Genomic DNA, 18,344 nt, shown 5'->3' with positions numbered 1-18,344 from the left:
AAAAAAGTAGGGGCAGTTCATGAACTGCCCCTACTTTTTTTAGAAATGGATTTTAGATTTGAGGTACAAAGCGTTCTTTTACAGGAAGCGATGTGTATTCAGAAACAATGCGACGGAATTCTTCACCATCGAGAGTTTCATTCTCAACTAGAAGATCGACAACGCGATCGATCGCTGCGCGATTTTCGTACACAATCTGAAGTGCAGATCGATAGCACTTCTGTACAATTTCACGAACTTGCTGATCGATTTTTGCGGAAATATCTTCAGAATATTGAGAACCGCCGCCCATGCTACGTCCGAGAAACACCTCAGAGCTTTGACCTTCGAGAGCTAACTGTCCAATACTCGACATACCGTAACGAGTCACCATCTGACGCGCCATGCCGCCTACCTGCTGCAAATCTCCACCTGCACCAGTAGTAACTTCCGCAGCACCAAATACTGCTTCTTCAGCAGCACGACCACCGAGAGCCGCCGTGATTCGAGCGAGGATTTGGCCGCGAGAAACTAAGGTTTGTTCTTCATCGGGAGTAAACCATGTCAAACCAGCCGCTTGACCTCTAGGAATGAGAGTAACTTTTTGGACTGGATCGTGATCTTTGAGCAATGTACCGACGATCGCATGACCAACTTCGTGATAAGCGATCAAACGCTTGTTACGGCTATCGACTAAAGCCTTACCTTCTAGACCAGCGATAACACGATCGACAGCATCATCAATTTCTGCCATCGTCATCGCATCCTTACGACGACGGGCAGTGAGAATAGCTGCTTCATTGAGTAAGTTAGCGAGGTCAGCACCTGCAAATCCGGGGGTACGACGGGCGATCGCTTCCAAAGAAACTTCAGGACTAATCTTTTTGTCGCGAGCATGAACATTAAGAACTTGTAAACGACCTTTGATGTCAGGTGGATCGACACCGATTTGGCGATCAAAACGACCTGGTCGTAATAGCGCCGAGTCAAGCACATCAGCACGGTTAGTTGCCGCAATTACGATTACGCCTGAGTTACCTTCAAACCCATCCATTTCTGTGAGGATTTGGTTGAGAGTTTGTTCGCGTTCGTCGTTACCACCACCGATACCAGCGCCACGTTGACGACCGACAGCATCAATTTCATCGATAAAGATGATACAAGGTGCATTTTCTTTGGCTTTTTTAAATAAGTCTCGGACGCGGGATGCACCGACACCGACGAACATTTCAACGAATTCTGAGCCAGAAACTGAGAAGAAAGGAACGCCAGCTTCCCCCGCGATCGCTTTAGCTAGCAAAGTTTTGCCAGTCCCAGGAGGACCAATTAACAACACACCCTTCGGAATCTTTGCACCAACAGCAGTAAAGCGTTCTGGTTTCTTCAAGAAAGTCACAACTTCTTGTAGCTCTTCTTTGGCTTCTTCGATACCAGCGACATCATCAAACATTACGCCAGTCTGAGCATCCATCGCGAAACGAGCCTTGGACTTACCAAAGTCCATCGCTTGACCAGGTCCTCCCATTTGGTTGGAACGACGGAATAAGAAAAACAAACCTGCGATTAGAGCAACTGGGAAAATTAAATTACTAATAAAGCCCGAGATTGCACCATTGTTGCTAGGAGGATAAATGGCAAGATCTACGCCACCTTCGTTGAGTTTTTCCATCAACTCAGGAGCGTATAGAGGCAGGTCAACTCTAGCGCGTTGCTCTTTGCCATCAATTTGGGGATCACTTGCTACGATTACCGCCGTGCGACCACCATCAAAAATATCAACCTTGCGTACCCGATGTTCATCGAGATATTCAAGGAATCTTCCATAGGCGATTCGGGTATTTGCCGCATTTACAGTGGGGCGGCTAGGGGCGGGACGAGCAACTAATGTTTGCCATCCAAAAAAGCCTATTATCGCTATGGGCAGTAACCACAGCAGTGCAGTTCTCCAAGAGGATTTCATATAGCAAAGAGCCTGATGTTCAAAATAATTTCTTAACTAAACTTAACTTACCATGATCCTCAATCAATGGGATCGCGCAATCGCAAATATCTATCAAAAGAAAAACACCCCCATTCGGGGGTGTTTTTCTTTTGATAGATATTTAGATAGATTGGAAAAATTAAAGAGCTTTTTGATTTCTGTACGATTAACATGAGAGAATCAGTCTGTACATTCATTCAATAAAATTATTATGAAAATTATTACAGTTGCACTTGCAAGTTTGATTGCATCTACATTTTTTCTTGATATCGCTTGGGCGGGTCGCAAAAAAATTAGTTACAAAATCCCCAAAAATGTACCCGTTAAGTTATATCCAAACAAAAATGTGACTAGCATCAAGCCACATTTTCGTACTACTGCCAATAAAACAAAAAAAGACAACTGGTCAACTATTGGCAATGTTAATCCCTATACAGGCAAGAAAGGCACAAAGCGTCCATAGATTGATCTGAGAGTTTGTTTTTATAGACGTAACTCTTTTCTCCCATTTTGGACAATTTTGATCATGTCAATTAGCTGCGTCTCAAGATTGCCTAATACGCGATCGCTATATTCATCCGCGCCCCGTTGCATATCTTGGACTTCGCCAGTCACTCTCTGATGCAACAAGTCAAGATCCTTTTGGGCTTGACGGCGCATTTGATTGACTTCATTGAGAGTTTGCGATCGCACTTGTTCGCATTCTTCTTGCAGTTCGCGACGGATTTGACTTGCCTCTTGCTCCGCTTGACGAATAATCACCGATTCTTCTAATAGCTGACTTGCCCTTAGCTCAGCAGATTTAATTAAATCTTCAGCATATTGTTGAGCCTCAGAAACTAGGTCATGTTTGTATAGGAGAATCTCTTCAGCTTTAGAGATCGACTCAGGGACAGAGAGCCTTACGCGATCAATCTGCTGACATAGCTTTTCTTCGTCGATGACGGTATGTCCCATCACGCGAGGGCCACTTTCCAGCACCATTTCTTCAAGATGGTCTAGCTCTTTGTGTAAGCTCATGTAATAATCGGCTCTTGGTAAAGGCGCAGGTGAGCCGTTGTAATTGCCATTATTAGATTTAGTACTAGCAGTTGAGTTTTCTGTCAGCATCGGGTTTGTGTAGGAGAAATTTCAATGCCTTGATGTTCTAAGCTGATTAGTCTGCGAAATGTGCTTAAGCGAATCAGCCTAGAAATAACTAATCAACATTGTAAATGACTTTTTGCGAAAGCTGTTACAAGATGAACTTTTTTTGATGAGATGAGCTTTGCTCATCTCATCAAAATTATTTTAAACGGCAATTTGTGACAATACTGCACGAGTCGCGGCTAATGTCGCTTCCACATCAGCATCAGTATGAGCAAGTGATGTGAAGCCAGCCTCAAATTGCGAAGGTGCAAGATAGACACCATGCTCTAGCATTCCACGGTGGAATTTAGCAAACTTGGCAGTGTCACTGGTCTTGGCATCTTCATAATCATAAACTTGCTGACTAGTAAAAAACATCCCAAACATCGCTCCAACAATGTTACCCGTAGCCGCATGTCCAGTTTCATGGGCGATCGCCAACATTCCTTCTGCAAGCTTCTTTGTGATCTGTTCAAGGTACTCGTAAGAGCCATCACGCTTGAGTATTTCCATGGTTTTAATGCCTGCGGTCATCGCCAAAGGGTTACCAGATAATGTTCCAGCCTGATACATTGGACCAGCAGGCGCAACCATCGCCATAATATCTTTGCGCCCACCATAGGCTCCTACGGGCAACCCACCACCGATGACTTTGCCCATCGTAGTTAGATCTGGTGTAACGCCGAAACGAGCCTGTGCACCGCCATAGGAAACGCGAAATCCTGTCATAACTTCATCAAATACTAGTAGCGCACCATTGGCATGACAAAGATCTTTCAATCCTTGCAAAAATCCTTCCTTAGGTGCAATACAACCAGCATTACCTACTACTGGCTCGATGATTACCCCAGAGATTTCGTTAGGATTTGCCTCAAATAGCGCTTTGACTGCCTCAAGATCGTTGTAGGGCGCATTCAGCGTATTCGCAGTTGTGGACTTTGGCACACCAGGAGAGTCTGGCAAGCCGAGTGTAGCTACGCCAGAGCCTGCTTTGACCAGAAACATATCGGCGTGCCCGTGATAGCATCCTTCAAACTTAATAATTTTGTCACGTCCTGTAAAAGCTCTCATCAAGCGCAATACAGACATACAAGCTTCAGTCCCAGAATTAACGAAGCGAACCATTTCCACACTTGGCACGGCTTCGATTACCATTTCGGCGAGTGTATTTTCAAGAACGCATGGCGCACCAAAGCTAGTGCCTTTTTCAAGAGCTTTATGTAAGGCTTCGATGACCTCAGGATGGGAATGTCCAACGATCGCAGGGCCCCATGAGCCAACATAGTCGATGTATTTGTTGCCATCGATGTCCCATGCGTATGCGCCACTTACGCGATCAAACACGATTGGCTCACCGCCAACGGATTTGAATGCACGAACGGGAGAGCTTACGCCGCCTGGCATTAGCTCCTTGGCTTTAGCAAAAATTTCTTGAGATGCTGTTGTTTTAAAGGTAGATAAATTCGCAATCATTTTTTAACAAAGATTTTTAGGGTTTGTGAGTCTATATAGAATCAATTTAACTCAGCAACGATCCAAGCGTCACAGAAATCAGATAGAAAGTTGCAGTAGTCCAGAGAAATTTTTGAAAGCGCCGCTTCGCGGCGCTTTCAAAAATTTCTCTGGTTTTTTATTCAGCGCAAAGCGCTGCATACGATCTTTTTGCTTAAAATTTCTTAAATAAAAGCGATTGTAGATCTTTCTGTCGTAATAATACTTAAAATTTTTGCATTTCTGAAAAAGCATTCGATCTTTCGTATATGATGCAAATAGATAGGGGTGAATCGTGTTAATGAGATTTATAAAGTTCATATTCTTCATAAACCTGTAAAGGTATCTGTTAACATAGAAATAAGCACCTATCAAGCTTAAATAACTGAGATTTGATCGAGCCAATGAGAATTCTCCTTGTAGAAGATGATGCTAATTTAGCTGACACTTTAGCCGAAGTGCTAACTAGTCAGCATTGTGTTGTAGATATCGCGAGAGATGGGGAAGAAGGCTGGGAGAAATCTCAAGCTGACGATTACAACCTGATCTTGCTAGATGTCATGCTGCCAAAACTTGACGGCATTAACCTATGTCGTCGCTTGCGCGCACATGGCAACAATATCCCGATTTTGATGGTGACTGCGCTCGATATGAGTTCCGACAAGGTTCAGGGGTTAGATGCTGGTGCTGATGATTACCTCGTCAAGCCGATCGATCCGCCTGAGTTAATGGCTCGTATTCGGGCTTTATCACGCCGCGCTCAAATTGCTGAACCCACTGTTTTACGTTGGGGGGAACTGCAACTTGATCCAGGAATGCATGAGGTTTCCTATGCAGGACAATCTGTGCACTTGACTCCTAAGGAATACAACATCCTAGAGTTGCTACTCCATCATGGTCGTCAAGTTCTGAAGCGAATCACGATTGTGGAGCATGTTTGGTCTTTGACAGATCCACCTAGAGAGGACACGATCAATGCCACGATCAAGAGTCTGCGGAACAAGTTAAAGGGCGCTGCTGCCCCTCACAATTTGATCGAGACAATTCACGGTGTTGGCTATCGTTTAAGCCAACTTTCATAAAGAGAAAAGGAGTGCTTGGCACTCCTTTTTTTATGGCAGTAGTCCAAATTCTTGTAGAGCTGGCAAAAAATTATTGTTTTCGTGACTGGATGTACTGAGCTTAATTAGGGCAAAACGTTGCAGTGGGGTGAGATCTTGCCATTGAGCGATCGCGATCGCACAGTTTAATTCCTGTGCTTGCTGCACCACACTGATAGGGATCACTTCCATTTGCATCCATGCAGGTTCTTGATCAATTAGCAAATCGCTCGGATAGGTATTGAAATATTGAAAAACTTGCGATCTCAAATTGTCTCGATAATCTTGAATCTCTGTGTCAGTCTCACAAGGCAAATCAATCAGTTTTTGGCGTTGAATAGTGGAAAAACTATGCCAGTGTTGCAGTTTGAGTTTGATGCCGCATGTGTCTAGTTTGTACCGTACTTGCATGGGGATACAACGCAAGGCAGCGACAAAATCGGCTTCAAACTCAAAAAATTGCAACATATTTTTAAAATCCAAATATTAAAGGCGGCGCTTCACGCCGCCTTTAATTTAAATCGTTTCAGTGTCTGTAATATTGACAGTTAGTTTCATCGTCCCCAGACGTACTGAAAATTCGCCAGAACTATTCGGAACTGTAAGTACTTGTGCGATTTTGCCGAATTTGGGAATCCGCACTCGATCGCCTATTTTTAACTGTACCTCAACTTTTTCTTCAGGGACAGCAGGTATATGACGCTTAGTTAGTTCTCCAATTCTCTGCTCAGTGCGTTGCACATCGGCAGCCACTTGTTCGCCTAGTTGTTCACCTTTTTGCAACTTGCGGATAACGCGACCAACTTCCTTTTGGGCTTGGGCGATCGCTGCATTCACTTCTTTCTCTTGACGTTCCCGCAACTCTTTAGCTTGCGATCGCATTTTTTCGGCACGATCCAAAATCTCATTATGCAAGCGTTCGGTTTCGGAGAGTAAATTCGCAGCAGCTTCAGTTTTTTGAGTTTGTTCGCGCCGGTGGGCTTCCAATTCGGCGATGACATCATTCATTTCTGTAGAACCAATGCCCACACGCACTTGCGCTGCTTCGATAATTTCCTGTGACAAGCCTAAACGACCTGCGATCGCTAGGGCATTAGAACGCCCAGGGATACCCCACAAAAGCCGATAGGTGGGTGCAAGGGAAGCGTCGTCGAATTCCACGGAAGCATTCTCAAATTTTGGGTTTTGGTATTTCAGGGCTTTGAGTTCGCCAAAGTGAGTAGTAGCGATCGCTAGTCTTGTATGTTCGCCAAGATATTCTAATAAAGCCGTCGCGATCGCGCTGCCTTCAGATGGATCAGTACCAGCCCCAACTTCATCGAGCAGAACTAGAGACTGGGACGAAAGCGAGTCTAAAATTCGACCAATACGGCGAATATGTCCCGAAAAAGTAGATAGATTTTGCTGTAATGACTGCTCATCGCCAATATCGGCAAGTACAAGATCAAACCAAGGCATTTCCACAGGTTCTTTAGCAGGAATGAACATTCCCGCTTTTGCCATTAAAGCCGCCAAGCCAAAAGTTTTCAGCGTCGCAGTTTTACCGCCTGTATTAGGACCAGTAATCACAACGACGGAAATCTGCGGTGAAATCAACACATCCACAGGCACAACTTCGCGCCCTTCTTCATTTTTCTGTTGCCATACCAGTAAAGGATGCCGTAACTGTCGCAAAACGATCGCTTCACCCTCCAAAAAATGCGGTGGATTGGCTCCTAGCCAATAGCCATAACGCGCCCGCGCCACAGCCAGATCAATCTTTGTAACAATAATCAGCAATCTTTGTAAATCTTCGCAGATCGCCGTAATCTTGGCACTCAGTTCTGCCAAAATAATCTCGATCTGGGCTTGCTCCATTTTTAACAGTTGGCGCAAGCGGTTATTAGACTGCACCACCGAGTTCGGTTCTACAAATAAAGTCATGCCTGTGCTGGAAGTATCGTGAATTACCCCAGGCACGCGATCTCGCTGTGGCGACTTTACCGACAGTACATAGCGATCGCTACGTTGCGTAATTATCTGCTCCTGAAGTGAGCTGGCATTACGCTGCATAATATTTTGCAGCTTGGTAATAATCTGATCGCGTACCGAGGTTAACTCATGGCGAATTTCCCCTAAACGCACTGAAGCTCGATCTAAAACATTTCCGCCTTCATCCACACAGCGATATATTTCCTGCTCGACATCAGGATAAGTTCGCAACTCACTGGCTAGTATCTGTAAATTTGGACAGTAATCAGCGTTATCTAGCTGACGGCGGAGGTTTCGCGCTCCTGCCAAAGTCGTCGCGATCGCCCACAACTCTAAAGCTGACAAAATCCCCTGTTTCTCAGCCCGAAATACCGCTTCTGTAATATTTTGAATCCCATCTAAAGATACGCCTGCATTTCTCTCTTCCAGTGCATAAGCTTCTTTAGTTTGGGTGAGTAACTCTAATGTATCTTCATAGCGATCGGGTATAGGTAAATGCGCCGATGAGATCGCCCCCAGCTTCGTCGTTGTAAATGTTGATAAATGCTGACATAAACGATTCCATTCCAACAGATCTAACGTCTCAGCTTGCATGACACCTCAAAATAGCTTTTTGACAACGGTAGTACGCTTTCCGTACTACCGTTGATAATACTTTTCTATTGTGCCAAAAAAAATGAGGAATAGTCAGCATCTAAATTGCGATCGCTATTCCCAAAAATCCACATTTAGCATTGTGTCAATATCGCGCCCAAACTGCCATATATCAGGGAATTGGTGATCAGGATATTCAATCTTGATCCGCTTTAAAGAAGTTTCAAAACAATCATCAAACATTTTTAAGAAGTGACGTTTGAGACTTGGAGACTGCCGAATCAGCTTGTTAATATCTCTCCGTTGATCGAATATTGTCAGCAACCATCCTCGATAACATTCAGGCATATTGACATAGCATCGTTTGAGAAGATGCTCGATTAACCGCTCTAATCTATGCTCTATCTCACGCTTGTTACTACCTGACAACCCCTCTAACTCCTCTATCAAATTCTCTATATCAAGGTTGTGAAAGTCGCCAGCCTTCAATTGCGCGATCGCGGTTTCTAACCATAGATCTAGGTCGCGTTCATAGAGGGCTAATGGTGGGGCTGTTGTTTGTGACATTAAGAATTTGATAGCTCACGTTGCTAAATCATAGCAAACAAAAAAAAAGGGGGCGCGATGCGCCCCCTTTTTTAATTACAAGCGAGAAGCTAATCTCTCAAAATCAGCTTGAGTATTTGATAGCATTCTGCTACGGCTATCTTGATTGCGATCGCCACTTAAATTCGGGACGAGGTTACGGGCTTGCAATGCCATATGTAACTGTAAATGTGCGACGTAGTCGCTCAGATCGCCTTGAACATCAATTTGTTTGAGCGCTACAGATTTATTGCTAGTCACCGCGTTACCTCTCATTTAATTATGTGAATGTAAACTAGATATGATTTTTTAAAGACTAATCTCTCGTCTGATTGACATTAGATAAGTTATTTCTATAACTTTCGATATAGAACTTATCATACAGGCGTTCTTGGCAGATATGTCTAGATACGAAGCGTAATCTTTTGATGCAATACTTAACAATCATTCGGCTTTGATCTGAAATCGCTAGAGGTTGCGACTGTACTGTATTCTAGTATTGGCAAGTCTTATACAGTGGTTAGTAATAGGTTGCTCTGGCTACTTTTTGATAAGATACTTCAATATTTTTGTTAAGATTTTCGCTGTTTTCTTTATTTAATTCCTTTAATTCCTTTAATTCCTTTAATCATGCTTAAACGCGCCGTTTCTACCCTGCTTGTGGTATTTGCCCTATTCCTTACCAGTTGCGCTAATACTCCTACGAGTGGTCTCGTGCCATTTTCAGATAGTAAAGATGGCTATCGATTTTTATATCCTAATGGCTGGACAGAAACAAAAGGTAATTCTGCGATCGATATTTTGTTTCACGACATTATTGAGCCTTCAGAAAATGTATCTGTTGCCATTAGCAAGCTAGAAACAGTAAAAACTCTTGAAGAAATTGGCGAACCCGAAGCGATCGGATTGCGTGTACAGCAACGTGTTGTCGCTCCAGAAGGTTCTGGTCGTCAAGCAAAGCTGCTTAGTGCTACTCAGAGAGAATCTGGCGATCGCAATTATTACGTCTTTGAATATGCAGTTCAGCGTCTACAAGGCGAACCGCGCCATGACCTCGTAACTGTATCTACAAATCGTGGTAACCTTTATACCCTCAGTATTTCTAGCTCTGAGAAACGTTGGGATAAAGTCAAAGATTTGTTTGCTAGAGTCGCCAAGTCGTTCACCATTGGCGAATAGCAACAAATAAAAATCTTTAGCCTGCAATATCTATATGCTTCAAATTCTCGTCATTGATGATGATCCTACGATCAGAATGACTCTTCAGAGATTTCTAAAGAGTCAAGGCTATGATGTGATTGTCGCTAAGGATGGGGAAGAAGGATTAGCTAAGGCTAAAGAAATTCATCCATCTTTAATTATTTGCGACTGGATGATGCCCATTATTGATGGGTTGGAGGTATGTCGTCAGATTAAGAGCAACCCTGAGCTAGCAAATATCTACCTTATTTTGCTAACCGCAAAAGATCAAGAGGGGGACTTGGTTAGAGGGTTGGAAATGGGGGCAGATGACTTTTTAGGTAAGCCACCACGCATTAATGAGTTACGGGCAAGGGTAAGAGCGGGGCTAAGGCTATATCAAGCAACTGAGGAAATCCAAAGTCAGAAACGATTAATTGAACAAGAGTTAGCTCAGGCTTCGCAATATGTGCGATCGCTTTTACCTGAGCCTCTTGAAGGTGAAGTTTCTATCCAATCTAGCTTTTTGCCATCAACACAGCTTGGGGGAGATAGTTTTGACTATTTTTGGCTAGATGATGATCACTTAGCTCTTTACTTACTAGATGTGTCTGGGCATGGTGTTGGCTCAGCACTCTTATCTGTATCTGTTTTAAATCTGATGCGTACTCGTAGTTTGAGGCGGAGTCGAACATCTCAGAACACGACTGATTTTTATAAACCCAGTGAAGTATTAAGAGATCTCAACAATACTTTTCAAATGTCTGTACATAATGAAATGTACTTCACGATCTGGTATGGCGTTTATAACAAGAAAACCCACGAGCTAGTTTATGCAAGTGGAGGTCATCCTCCTGCTGTTCTAATTTCCAATGAAGAAATCCCTAAGATTAAGTTACTCAAAACTGCTGGTCTGCCAATTGGGATGATGCCTGATATTAATTACCATGAGCAAGTTTGTGAGATTGATACTAGTAGTAGGCTGTATCTATTTAGTGATGGGGTTTACGAGATACCCCAAGAGAATGACAATATTTGGGGTTTTAATGCGCTGATTGATACATTTATTAGAACTTCTAGCGATCGCAGTTCACGGATTGAGCATATATTAACTTGCGTCAAAGCCGCAGCCAATAACCGTCCTTTTGAAGATGATTTATCACTACTAGAAATCGAATTTCATATTTAAAAAATTAGAGAGGGATGCAAGCGTCCCTCTCTAATTTTTTACAGCATTGTTCAGTCACCCCCTCCACAAGAAGGGGCGCAGGGCAAAGACCCGCAATGGGTTTTATATTCTTATTTGTGGCGGGTTTGAAAGCACATTGCTGTAAAATCAATTCAAGGTTGCATTAAACTCGTCAACTGTCGGGTAGATTTTAAAAATCTTGGTCATGCTAGTAAGTTCAAATAGCATTTGAACTTGATCGTTAGCCCCACAAATCACCATGTCACCACTACTATTCCGGATTGACTTGAGAGCTGAGACTAATGCTCCTAATCCAGAACTATCCATAAAAGTAATCTCCTGAAGATCAACTAATAAATATTTGGGAGGAGTTGGAACTGAGGCAATGTCATTGACTTGGCGGCGAAAATCAGCCGCTGTCGTGACATCTAATCTTCCTGAAGGCTGGATAACTTTTACTTGATTACTCATGAATTTTTTTCTTGGCTTAAAGATTTAGTTTAATAATTGCAGGAATACTGATTAGTTATCAAGTTTTAAGGGGACGCTTTCATAAGCATAAATCTTTATCGAATATTTTGGCTCTTATTTGGGCTTTAATGAAATCTAGACACTACTAAGCAATTGTTTTAATTTATAAATTCTCTAAAGCTATGGCTGATTTACCTGATTTACAAGCGATCGAGGATGCACTAGCTCCTATTATCGATCCCGATCGCCAAGAAAGTATTATCGAGCTGGATATGGTGCGTGATATCGCCATCAAGTCCAATGGGGTGATCAGTTTCACGTTATTACTAAATGATCCAAATAGTCCTAACCGCGATCCTTTAATCCAAGAATGTAAAACGGCGATTAAGGCGATCGCCTCCGTCAGTGATGTTTGGGTAAAGGTAATCGCCAATAGTCCTGCGATCGCTACACCAGAGGCTCCCACAAGTTTATTAAAAGGTATTGAAGGCGTTAAATATGTCCTTGCAATTTCCAGCGGAAAAGGAGGTGTGGGTAAAACTTCAGTGGCGGTAAATGTCGCTGTTGCTCTTGCGGATATGGGCGCAAAAGTTGGCATTCTTGATGCCGATATCTACGGACCAAATGTACCTGTAATGTTGGGGATGGAGTCGGCGCAAGTAAAGGTGGTCAAGGCTGAAAATGGTGCTGATGTGGTCGAGCCAGCATTTAACTACGGCGTAAAAATGATCTCCATGGCATTTTTAATTGCGAAAGATCAGCCTGTGGTGTGGCGCGGTCCCATGCTGAATGGTGTAATCCGTCAGTTTCTGTATCAAGCAAATTGGGGCGAGTTAGATTATTTGATTGTGGATATGCCTCCAGGGACAGGTGATGCTCAGTTGACACTCACGCAGTCAGTGCCATTAGCAGGGGCTGTAATCGTAACTACTCCGCAAACGGTTTCACTTTTGGATTCGCGCAAAGGCTTGAAGATGTTCCAAAATATGGGTATCCCTGTTTTGGGCATTGTCGAAAACATGAGTTATTTCATCCCGCCCGATATGCCTGATAAGCAATACGATATTTTCGGCTCTGGCGGTGGTAAGAAGACTTCTGATGAGCTTGGTGTGGATTTGCTTGGTTGTGTGCCGCTCGAAATTAGTCTGCGCGAAGGTGGCGATCGCGGTGTACCTATTGTGTTAGGTCATCCTGACTCAGCTTCTGCTAAGGCTTTACGAGAAATTGCTAAGGCGATCGCGGCTAAAGTCCAAGAACAAGACAACTAAAATTTAGTTCGGGGTAATTTCAGATTAGAGGTTAACTTTTACGAGTAAATCAACCTAAACTCAGGGTGATTTACTCATAAAAGTAAGGAAACAGTTCTGATTCGAGAATATAGCGGGTAGCTTGTCGAAAGATTGATTGACAAGTTCCTGTGGCTAATTCACGGTGGTTAGGAATAGTTAGGGTTTCTTTGCCAAGCGGAGTGATGCGGCGCAACTTAATGTGACTCCCTTTCTGACTATGCATGTCAAAACCAAATTTTTTGAAAATGGCGATCGCATCTGCACTAGAGAGGGATTTAAGCTTTGACATATTCTGGTTGTAGCTCAAAGGTGACAAAAATTGATGGGTTGGCAACCAAACCGAAGTCTTCAGGATTTTCGCCTTCTAGGTGTAATCCAACCGCTTCTATAAGATTTTCGACAACTTCATCTAGGGTGTTTCCCTGTGTGACTACTGATATTTCCAAGCATTCGGCAACATATCCACCTTCTATGTTTGACCGAATAAATGACTTAATATTTTGCTGAAGTTTAATGTGGCTTTTCATCTACGTGTCGCGAATGATTAACGCAATTTTTCTATCATTTATATTTTAACGCGATCGCTATTTGGTTGTGACATGAAGAGGCGGTGTACCAATTGTGTTAGGTCATCCTGAGCCTGCTTCGGCTCAGGCTTTACGCGAGATTGCTAAGGCGATCGCGACTAAAGTCCAAGAGTAAAATCATTTCTCTAGCTTAGTCTCGTACACGATCTAAAAGTTTGCGAGGTTGCGTCTCAACCTGCATATTTTCGTATAAACGGATCAGGTTTATACAGCTAAATAATACATAAATGTTTCCGTCTAGTACACCGATTTAGATGATTAGGCAGAAAGTTTCTGCCTAATCACCCCAAAATGGGATCTTAGGCAGAAACTTTCTGTATAACATCCCTTGTAGGGCATATAGGCTGAAACTTGACTTTCAGCCTATATGCCCAGTCAGATTAGGCGGAATTTTGCCGTCTAATACATAGTTCTGCCGAACCGATGAGTCCAAGGTAAATTTCTCGACATTGCCGTAACGTCAAACTGTAGACTCTTGACAGTTTGACCAGGAGAAACAGATATGTTTAGAATCGGCGAATTTTCTAAAATCGCCCAAGTTTCGGGTCGTCTGCTGCGTTACTACGATGAGATCGGAATCCTTAGTCCTGAGTTTACTGACCAGCAAACAGGCTACCGCTTTTACAGTGCGCAACAACTACCCCAGCTCAATCGTATTTTGGTGCTGAAAGAACTCGGTTTATCGCTGGAACAGATCGCTCAACTGCCCGATCGAGACACCTCCACAGATTTAATCCGAAGCATGTTGAGCATTCGTAAAGCTCAGATTGAGCAATCGGTTCAGGAAGAACTGGCGCGGCTGCGTCTAGTAGAAACGAGACTACAGCAGATCGAAGTGCATGGACAGATCCAGGAACCCAACGTTATCCTGAAATCCTTTCCAGCCCAGCAATTTCTGGCACTTCGCGAAGTTCTACCCGACATTGATGCGGTAAAACGCCTTGTGCAGAAAATCAATGGCTTTTTACCGTCCAAGGTAGGACAAAGTAGCCTTGGTCATATGGCTGTTGTCATGCATTCCCCGGTGTACGATCCCGAAGCGCTCGACCTGGAAATCGGCTACTTAATCACGGGAAAAGCCCTAGAGTCGGTCAGGCTGTCTGAGGAACGGGTGCTAACCCTACGCGAATTGTCTGAGATTGAGACAATGGCAACGCTTGTTCATGTAGGGCGAGTGGCTGACACCCATCAGACGTATGGTGCGCTTGGGGTCTGGATTGAACAGCATGATTGGCAGATCGTTGGGACAGGGAGAGAAATTCTATTGCAACTGCCAGAACCCGAAAAAACGAAAGAAGCCGTGTTTGAAATTCAATTTCCCATCAGCAAAATCAGTAGCAAATTGTGGGCTTGACTTTGACGTAACGGCAACCCCTAACCTGTGCATATCCTCAGATTGAGGCAGAAATCAAGTATATGCAACTTAATTAAAGCCACAGAGAATCAATATGAAAAACCCAACGATCCTTGTTACAGGTGCAACGGGTAAAACTGGCGGTGCTGTCGTAACACAACTGTTAGCCAAAGGCTATGCTGTTCGGGCACTTGTGCGATCACAAGACAAGAGAAGCGAACAACTTCATCGGATGGGGGCTGAGATTGCCGTAGCCGATTTATTTGACCCAGAGCAACTAACGCTGGCACTTCAGGGGACTCAGCGCGCTTACTATCTGCCGATCTACCATCCTTACATGATCCAAAGTGCTGCTGCCTTTGCCGTTGCTGCGCGGGAGGCAAAACTGGAGGCAATTGTGCAAATGAGCCAATGGACCTCTAACCCGTCTCATCCTTCGCTGCTCACCCGCCAGACATGGCTAGTAGATCAGATTTTTGCGAACATTCCTAGCGTGGCACATACGATTCTAAATTCAGGGATGTTTGCCGATAATTATCTGCGCGTGGTGGACTTCGCAGTGATGCTCGGCTTCTTTCCCATTTTGATGGGCAAAAGTCTGAGTGCCCCCGTTTCCAATGAAGATATTGCTCGGGTTGCTGTGGCGGTGCTTCTCGACCCCGAACGCCATGCTGGCAAACGTTATCGCCCCAGCGGATCTCAGCTTCTATCGGGATATGACATGGCAGCGATCGTGCAGAAGGTTCTCGGTAAGAAGATCTTGCCGATTGAGATGCCGATGTGGTTGTTTTGCAAGGTTGCTCAACAGCAGGGTGAAGATCCCTTCTTAATCAGTTCATTGCGTTACTACGTTAAGGATCACAAAATGGGAACATTCTCATGGAATGGGGGCACTAGTGATGCGATTCTAGAACTGACGGGGTCACCCGCCGAAGCTTTTGAAACGACGGTACGGCGCTACCTTGCTATGCCCTTTGCCAGACCAACCTTGAGCAATCGTTTGCGTGCCTTGGTCAATTTCCTGATGATACCTTTCTACCCTGGCTACGATTTGGAACGCCACGATCGCCGTATGCGTTTTCCCATGCCGACTCACCCTAAATTCTGCCTAGATAGCGATCGCTGGCGTGCAGAACACAGTCCCCAAGTTGCAGTTCTCAGCGATAGCAAAGTTTAAGAATGGAAAAACACTCAAGGCATAACAAACGCAATGCACCGGAACTTTGAAGTATGCTGGTTGTCAGCAGGACTTACCTGAGTCCGGGGATTGCGAACGTTAGACCACTGTTGGCAGTACGGATAAGTTGGGGTGTCCTGCTTCTTGGGGATAGATTAATACTTGAATTTTGGTCAAGAACTATGTCAAGAAATAAGTTTAAGCAATTAGTTAGTGCCTTTTTCACAGCAAGTGATACTGAAGTGAATCATATTCCGATTAGTTTGGAGAACTCAGACCAGACTAGACGGGATGTTGCACAAGTAATTGCTATCTTGCGAAGGAAGAATGTACTTCATGCTCGAATTGACAATGAGTTATGGAGATGCGTTTTCCAATCCCTCAGAGAATTACGAGACTCTCTATCTGAAGCAAGTTCAAAACTGCATGTAAGAGGTCCAAATGATGTAAAAGCAGCTTTGGACTTCATGATCGAAGTTATTCTGAGTTATCTAGAAGAATATGAAACTGAATACATACGATTCATGGATATGTATGGAGGTTGGGAACCTGGGTGGGCGCACACGGAGCGCTCTTGGCCTTTATTAGAAGATGCTGCACAGAACTTACTGAAGATGCGTAACTTACTTCAGACAGCTAGCCAAACTCTTAATGAATATGCCGACAGTGGAAATATCATTGAGTGGGAAAGACCAGATATTGCTGATAACGTCTTGCCCAATCCTGCACAAGACGTTATCAGCAAGTAGATGCAGATAGAACTGAGTATCGCCTTAGACAGCAACTTAGAATGAATAGCAATATTCCAGTAAAAATTCTATTCTTATCGGCTGATCCGTCAGATGCTTCTCGTCTGAGACTAGGACAGGAGTTGCGAGATATTCGGGAGAGATTACAATTAGCAAAGCAACGAGATAGATTTACTTTAGAATCAAGAGAATCCATTCGACCCGAAGATATTACTCAAGCTATATTTGATGTTGAGCCTCAAATCATTCATTTCTCTGGACATGGAACTGAGGCGGGTGAACTATGTTTTGAGAGTTTATTAGGGACAACTCAACCAGTACAACCTAGTGCATTGGCAGATCTATTTAAATTAATGAAGGGGCAGGTTAAGTGTGTAGTTCTAAATGCTTGTTACTCAGAGCGTCAGGCTAAAGCAATAGCGGAACACATTCCATTTGTCGTTGGTATGAATAAGGCTATCGGAGATAAAGCTGCAATAGCATTTGCAGTTGGTTTTTACAAAGCTTTGGGAGCAGGTCAAGCAATTGAAAAAGCTTACAAATTTGGATGTAGAGATTCAATTACAAAGTATTCCAGAACAGTTGATACCTACACTCTGCACAAGAGATATAGGCAACGTTGAATAGTGCGATCGCTGATCTTGTAGGGTGCGTTAATGAAATGTAACGCACCTTATTTTTATTTTGATATTAAGTAATCTATTCACAGCTATTTCTGGTCAGCTATAATGCTAGACAAGGCAATGATCGAGGGAAATTCATAATCATGGCATTCCATCACCCCCGTTATAGCAAAGAAGAGTTCGCCCAACGAGGCGATCTCATTTACCAAAATCAAATACGTCCGCAAGTGGAATTTGGTAATCAAGGCAAAATCGTAGCAATTGACATTGAAACTGGAGACTTTGAAGTTGATGCTCGTGAAATAGCTGCTTGCAATAGGCTCGAAGCCCGTCACCCAGATGCTCAAATTTGGATTGTTTGAGGGTGTGACTAGAATTTGATGTAACGAAAGAATAGTGATAAGTTTACAGGATATAATCAAAACAAAGCAGAAAGATTAATGAATAAATACATCAATCATAGAAAGCAATGAGAAATTTGTGACAATACAAATCACAATACCGCTAAGTAATTCATTCTTAGAAACGGAAACGAGAATACAATCAGTGTTAAACGAAGCGGGAACGATTGCAAGTGGGGAAGTACTGAAACAGTTCGATACTGAAGGATTAGGCGTTGCACAAATGAAAGATGAATCAAGAAAATGAAGGAATCGATTTGTACTTAAGATAGTGAATTAACAGACGAATTGAATACCTCAACATTTCTTCCGATTTTGAATAGCATAAAGTTTTTCTGTGCAATCTGGCTAAATAATGTCTCAGTCTAGTATTTTCACCCTCAACTCTAGTCATATAGGTTTTGCTGATAATTTGATCCTCCGAGTTGATAAACATTTTGTAGACACAGTAGCCATCAGTAACCCAGAAATAGCATTGCCACACCTTAATCAATGT

General features: G+C 43.4%; 21 protein-coding genes. 10 read left to right on the top strand and 11 right to left on the bottom strand.

What is annotated here, in order from left to right; all coding sequences use genetic code 11:
• Positions 1-52: 52 nt before the first annotated feature.
• Positions 53-1,939 carry an ATP-dependent zinc metalloprotease FtsH gene (gene ftsH, locus APA_RS06690; protein WP_201321526.1) on the bottom strand — a complete coding sequence of 629 codons (1,887 nt, stop codon included), beginning with the start codon at positions 1,937-1,939 and terminating at the stop codon, positions 53-55.
• 232 nt (positions 1,940-2,171) lie between these two features.
• Here ftsH and APA_RS06685 point away from each other — a divergent pair, with 232 nt between their 5' ends.
• Positions 2,172-2,423 carry a hypothetical protein gene (locus tag APA_RS06685; RefSeq protein WP_201321525.1) on the top strand — a complete coding sequence of 84 codons (252 nt, stop codon included), beginning with the start codon at positions 2,172-2,174 and terminating at the stop codon, positions 2,421-2,423.
• A gap of 20 nt (positions 2,424-2,443) precedes the next feature.
• Here the strand turns inward: APA_RS06685 and APA_RS06680 are convergent, their stop codons facing one another.
• Both APA_RS06680 and hemL read right to left on the bottom strand, forming a co-directional pair.
• Positions 2,444-3,070 carry a hypothetical protein gene (locus APA_RS06680; RefSeq protein WP_201321524.1) on the bottom strand — a complete coding sequence of 209 codons (627 nt, stop codon included), beginning with the start codon at positions 3,068-3,070 and terminating at the stop codon, positions 2,444-2,446.
• Positions 3,071-3,250: 180 nt separating this feature from the next.
• Entirely contained in the window at positions 3,251-4,561 is a 1,311-nt protein-coding gene (gene hemL, locus APA_RS06675; protein WP_236579430.1) for a glutamate-1-semialdehyde 2,1-aminomutase, read from the bottom strand.
• A gap of 422 nt (positions 4,562-4,983) precedes the next feature.
• On the opposite strand from hemL, the gene APA_RS06670 reads away from it, so the two are divergent.
• Positions 4,984-5,661, top strand: coding sequence for a response regulator transcription factor (locus tag APA_RS06670; protein WP_142655597.1), 678 nt, complete (start codon positions 4,984-4,986; stop codon positions 5,659-5,661).
• Between the two features lie 30 nt (positions 5,662-5,691).
• Here APA_RS06670 and APA_RS06665 read toward each other — a convergent pair whose 3' ends face one another.
• From APA_RS06665 to APA_RS06650, 4 genes are all read right to left on the bottom strand, one after another.
• The gene (locus APA_RS06665) at positions 5,692-6,147 is read right to left on the bottom strand and encodes a nitrate reductase associated protein (RefSeq protein ID WP_201321523.1); all 456 of its coding nucleotides are present in this window, start codon (positions 6,145-6,147) and stop codon (positions 5,692-5,694) included.
• Positions 6,148-6,195: 48 nt separating this feature from the next.
• Positions 6,196-8,244: an endonuclease MutS2 gene (locus APA_RS06660; protein ID WP_201321522.1), complete on the bottom strand. Its 2,049-nt coding sequence runs from the start codon at positions 8,242-8,244 to the stop codon at positions 6,196-6,198.
• A gap of 114 nt (positions 8,245-8,358) precedes the next feature.
• A complete protein-coding gene (locus APA_RS06655; protein ID WP_201321521.1) occupies positions 8,359-8,811 on the bottom strand; it encodes a DUF29 domain-containing protein in 453 nt (150 codons plus the stop codon).
• A gap of 75 nt (positions 8,812-8,886) precedes the next feature.
• A complete protein-coding gene (locus APA_RS06650; RefSeq protein ID WP_201321520.1) occupies positions 8,887-9,105 on the bottom strand; it encodes a hypothetical protein in 219 nt (72 codons plus the stop codon).
• Between the two features lie 354 nt (positions 9,106-9,459).
• Between APA_RS06650 and psbP the strand changes: the two genes are divergently transcribed.
• Both psbP and APA_RS06640 read left to right on the top strand, forming a co-directional pair.
• Entirely contained in the window at positions 9,460-10,008 is a 549-nt protein-coding gene (psbP, locus tag APA_RS06645; protein WP_201321519.1) for a photosystem II reaction center PsbP, read from the top strand.
• A gap of 34 nt (positions 10,009-10,042) precedes the next feature.
• The gene (locus APA_RS06640) at positions 10,043-11,197 is read left to right on the top strand and encodes a PP2C family protein-serine/threonine phosphatase (protein WP_201321518.1); all 1,155 of its coding nucleotides are present in this window, start codon (positions 10,043-10,045) and stop codon (positions 11,195-11,197) included.
• Positions 11,198-11,344: 147 nt separating this feature from the next.
• On the opposite strand, the gene APA_RS06635 is transcribed toward APA_RS06640, so the two are convergent.
• Complete coding sequence (locus APA_RS06635; RefSeq protein ID WP_201321517.1) at positions 11,345-11,668, bottom strand: STAS domain-containing protein; 324 nt, start codon at positions 11,666-11,668, stop codon at positions 11,345-11,347.
• Positions 11,669-11,850: 182 nt separating this feature from the next.
• Here APA_RS06635 and APA_RS06630 point away from each other — a divergent pair, with 182 nt between their 5' ends.
• Positions 11,851-12,936 carry an Mrp/NBP35 family ATP-binding protein gene (locus APA_RS06630; protein ID WP_201321516.1) on the top strand — a complete coding sequence of 362 codons (1,086 nt, stop codon included), beginning with the start codon at positions 11,851-11,853 and terminating at the stop codon, positions 12,934-12,936.
• A 70-nt stretch (positions 12,937-13,006) separates the two neighbouring features.
• Here the strand turns inward: APA_RS06630 and APA_RS06625 are convergent, their stop codons facing one another.
• Entirely contained in the window at positions 13,007-13,246 is a 240-nt protein-coding gene (locus tag APA_RS06625) for a type II toxin-antitoxin system HicA family toxin (RefSeq protein WP_201321515.1), read from the bottom strand.
• Positions 13,233-13,484 carry a type II toxin-antitoxin system HicB family antitoxin gene (locus APA_RS06620; protein WP_236579429.1) on the bottom strand — a complete coding sequence of 84 codons (252 nt, stop codon included), beginning with the start codon at positions 13,482-13,484 and terminating at the stop codon, positions 13,233-13,235. Before APA_RS06620 ends, APA_RS06625 begins: the two co-directional genes overlap by 14 nt.
• 562 nt (positions 13,485-14,046) lie before the next feature.
• Here APA_RS06620 and APA_RS06615 point away from each other — a divergent pair.
• From APA_RS06615 to APA_RS06595, 5 genes are all read left to right on the top strand, one after another.
• Positions 14,047-14,898: a MerR family transcriptional regulator gene (locus APA_RS06615; RefSeq protein WP_201321514.1), complete on the top strand. Its 852-nt coding sequence runs from the start codon at positions 14,047-14,049 to the stop codon at positions 14,896-14,898.
• A gap of 94 nt (positions 14,899-14,992) precedes the next feature.
• Complete coding sequence (locus APA_RS06610) at positions 14,993-16,075, top strand: NmrA family NAD(P)-binding protein (protein ID WP_201321513.1); 1,083 nt, start codon at positions 14,993-14,995, stop codon at positions 16,073-16,075.
• Positions 16,076-16,257: 182 nt separating this feature from the next.
• Complete coding sequence (locus APA_RS06605) at positions 16,258-16,824, top strand: hypothetical protein (protein ID WP_201321512.1); 567 nt, start codon at positions 16,258-16,260, stop codon at positions 16,822-16,824.
• A 41-nt stretch (positions 16,825-16,865) separates the two neighbouring features.
• Complete coding sequence (locus APA_RS06600; RefSeq protein WP_201321511.1) at positions 16,866-17,447, top strand: CHAT domain-containing protein; 582 nt, start codon at positions 16,866-16,868, stop codon at positions 17,445-17,447.
• Positions 17,448-17,590: 143 nt separating this feature from the next.
• Positions 17,591-17,809, top strand: a complete 219-nt coding sequence (locus APA_RS06595) for a hypothetical protein (protein WP_201321510.1) — start codon at positions 17,591-17,593, stop codon at positions 17,807-17,809.
• Between the two features lie 274 nt (positions 17,810-18,083).
• Here the strand turns inward: APA_RS06595 and APA_RS06590 are convergent.
• On the bottom strand, positions 18,084-18,344 hold a 261-nt coding region (locus tag APA_RS06590), incomplete at its 5' end, for an IS1 family transposase (protein WP_201321509.1).

Source organism: Pseudanabaena sp. lw0831 (assembly GCF_016584665.1).
In the GTDB taxonomy this organism is placed as follows: Bacteria; Cyanobacteriota; Cyanobacteriia; order Pseudanabaenales; family Pseudanabaenaceae; genus Pseudanabaena.
The sequence above is the reverse complement of the archived record's forward strand: the minus strand, read 5'-3'. Positions and strand labels throughout refer to the sequence as shown.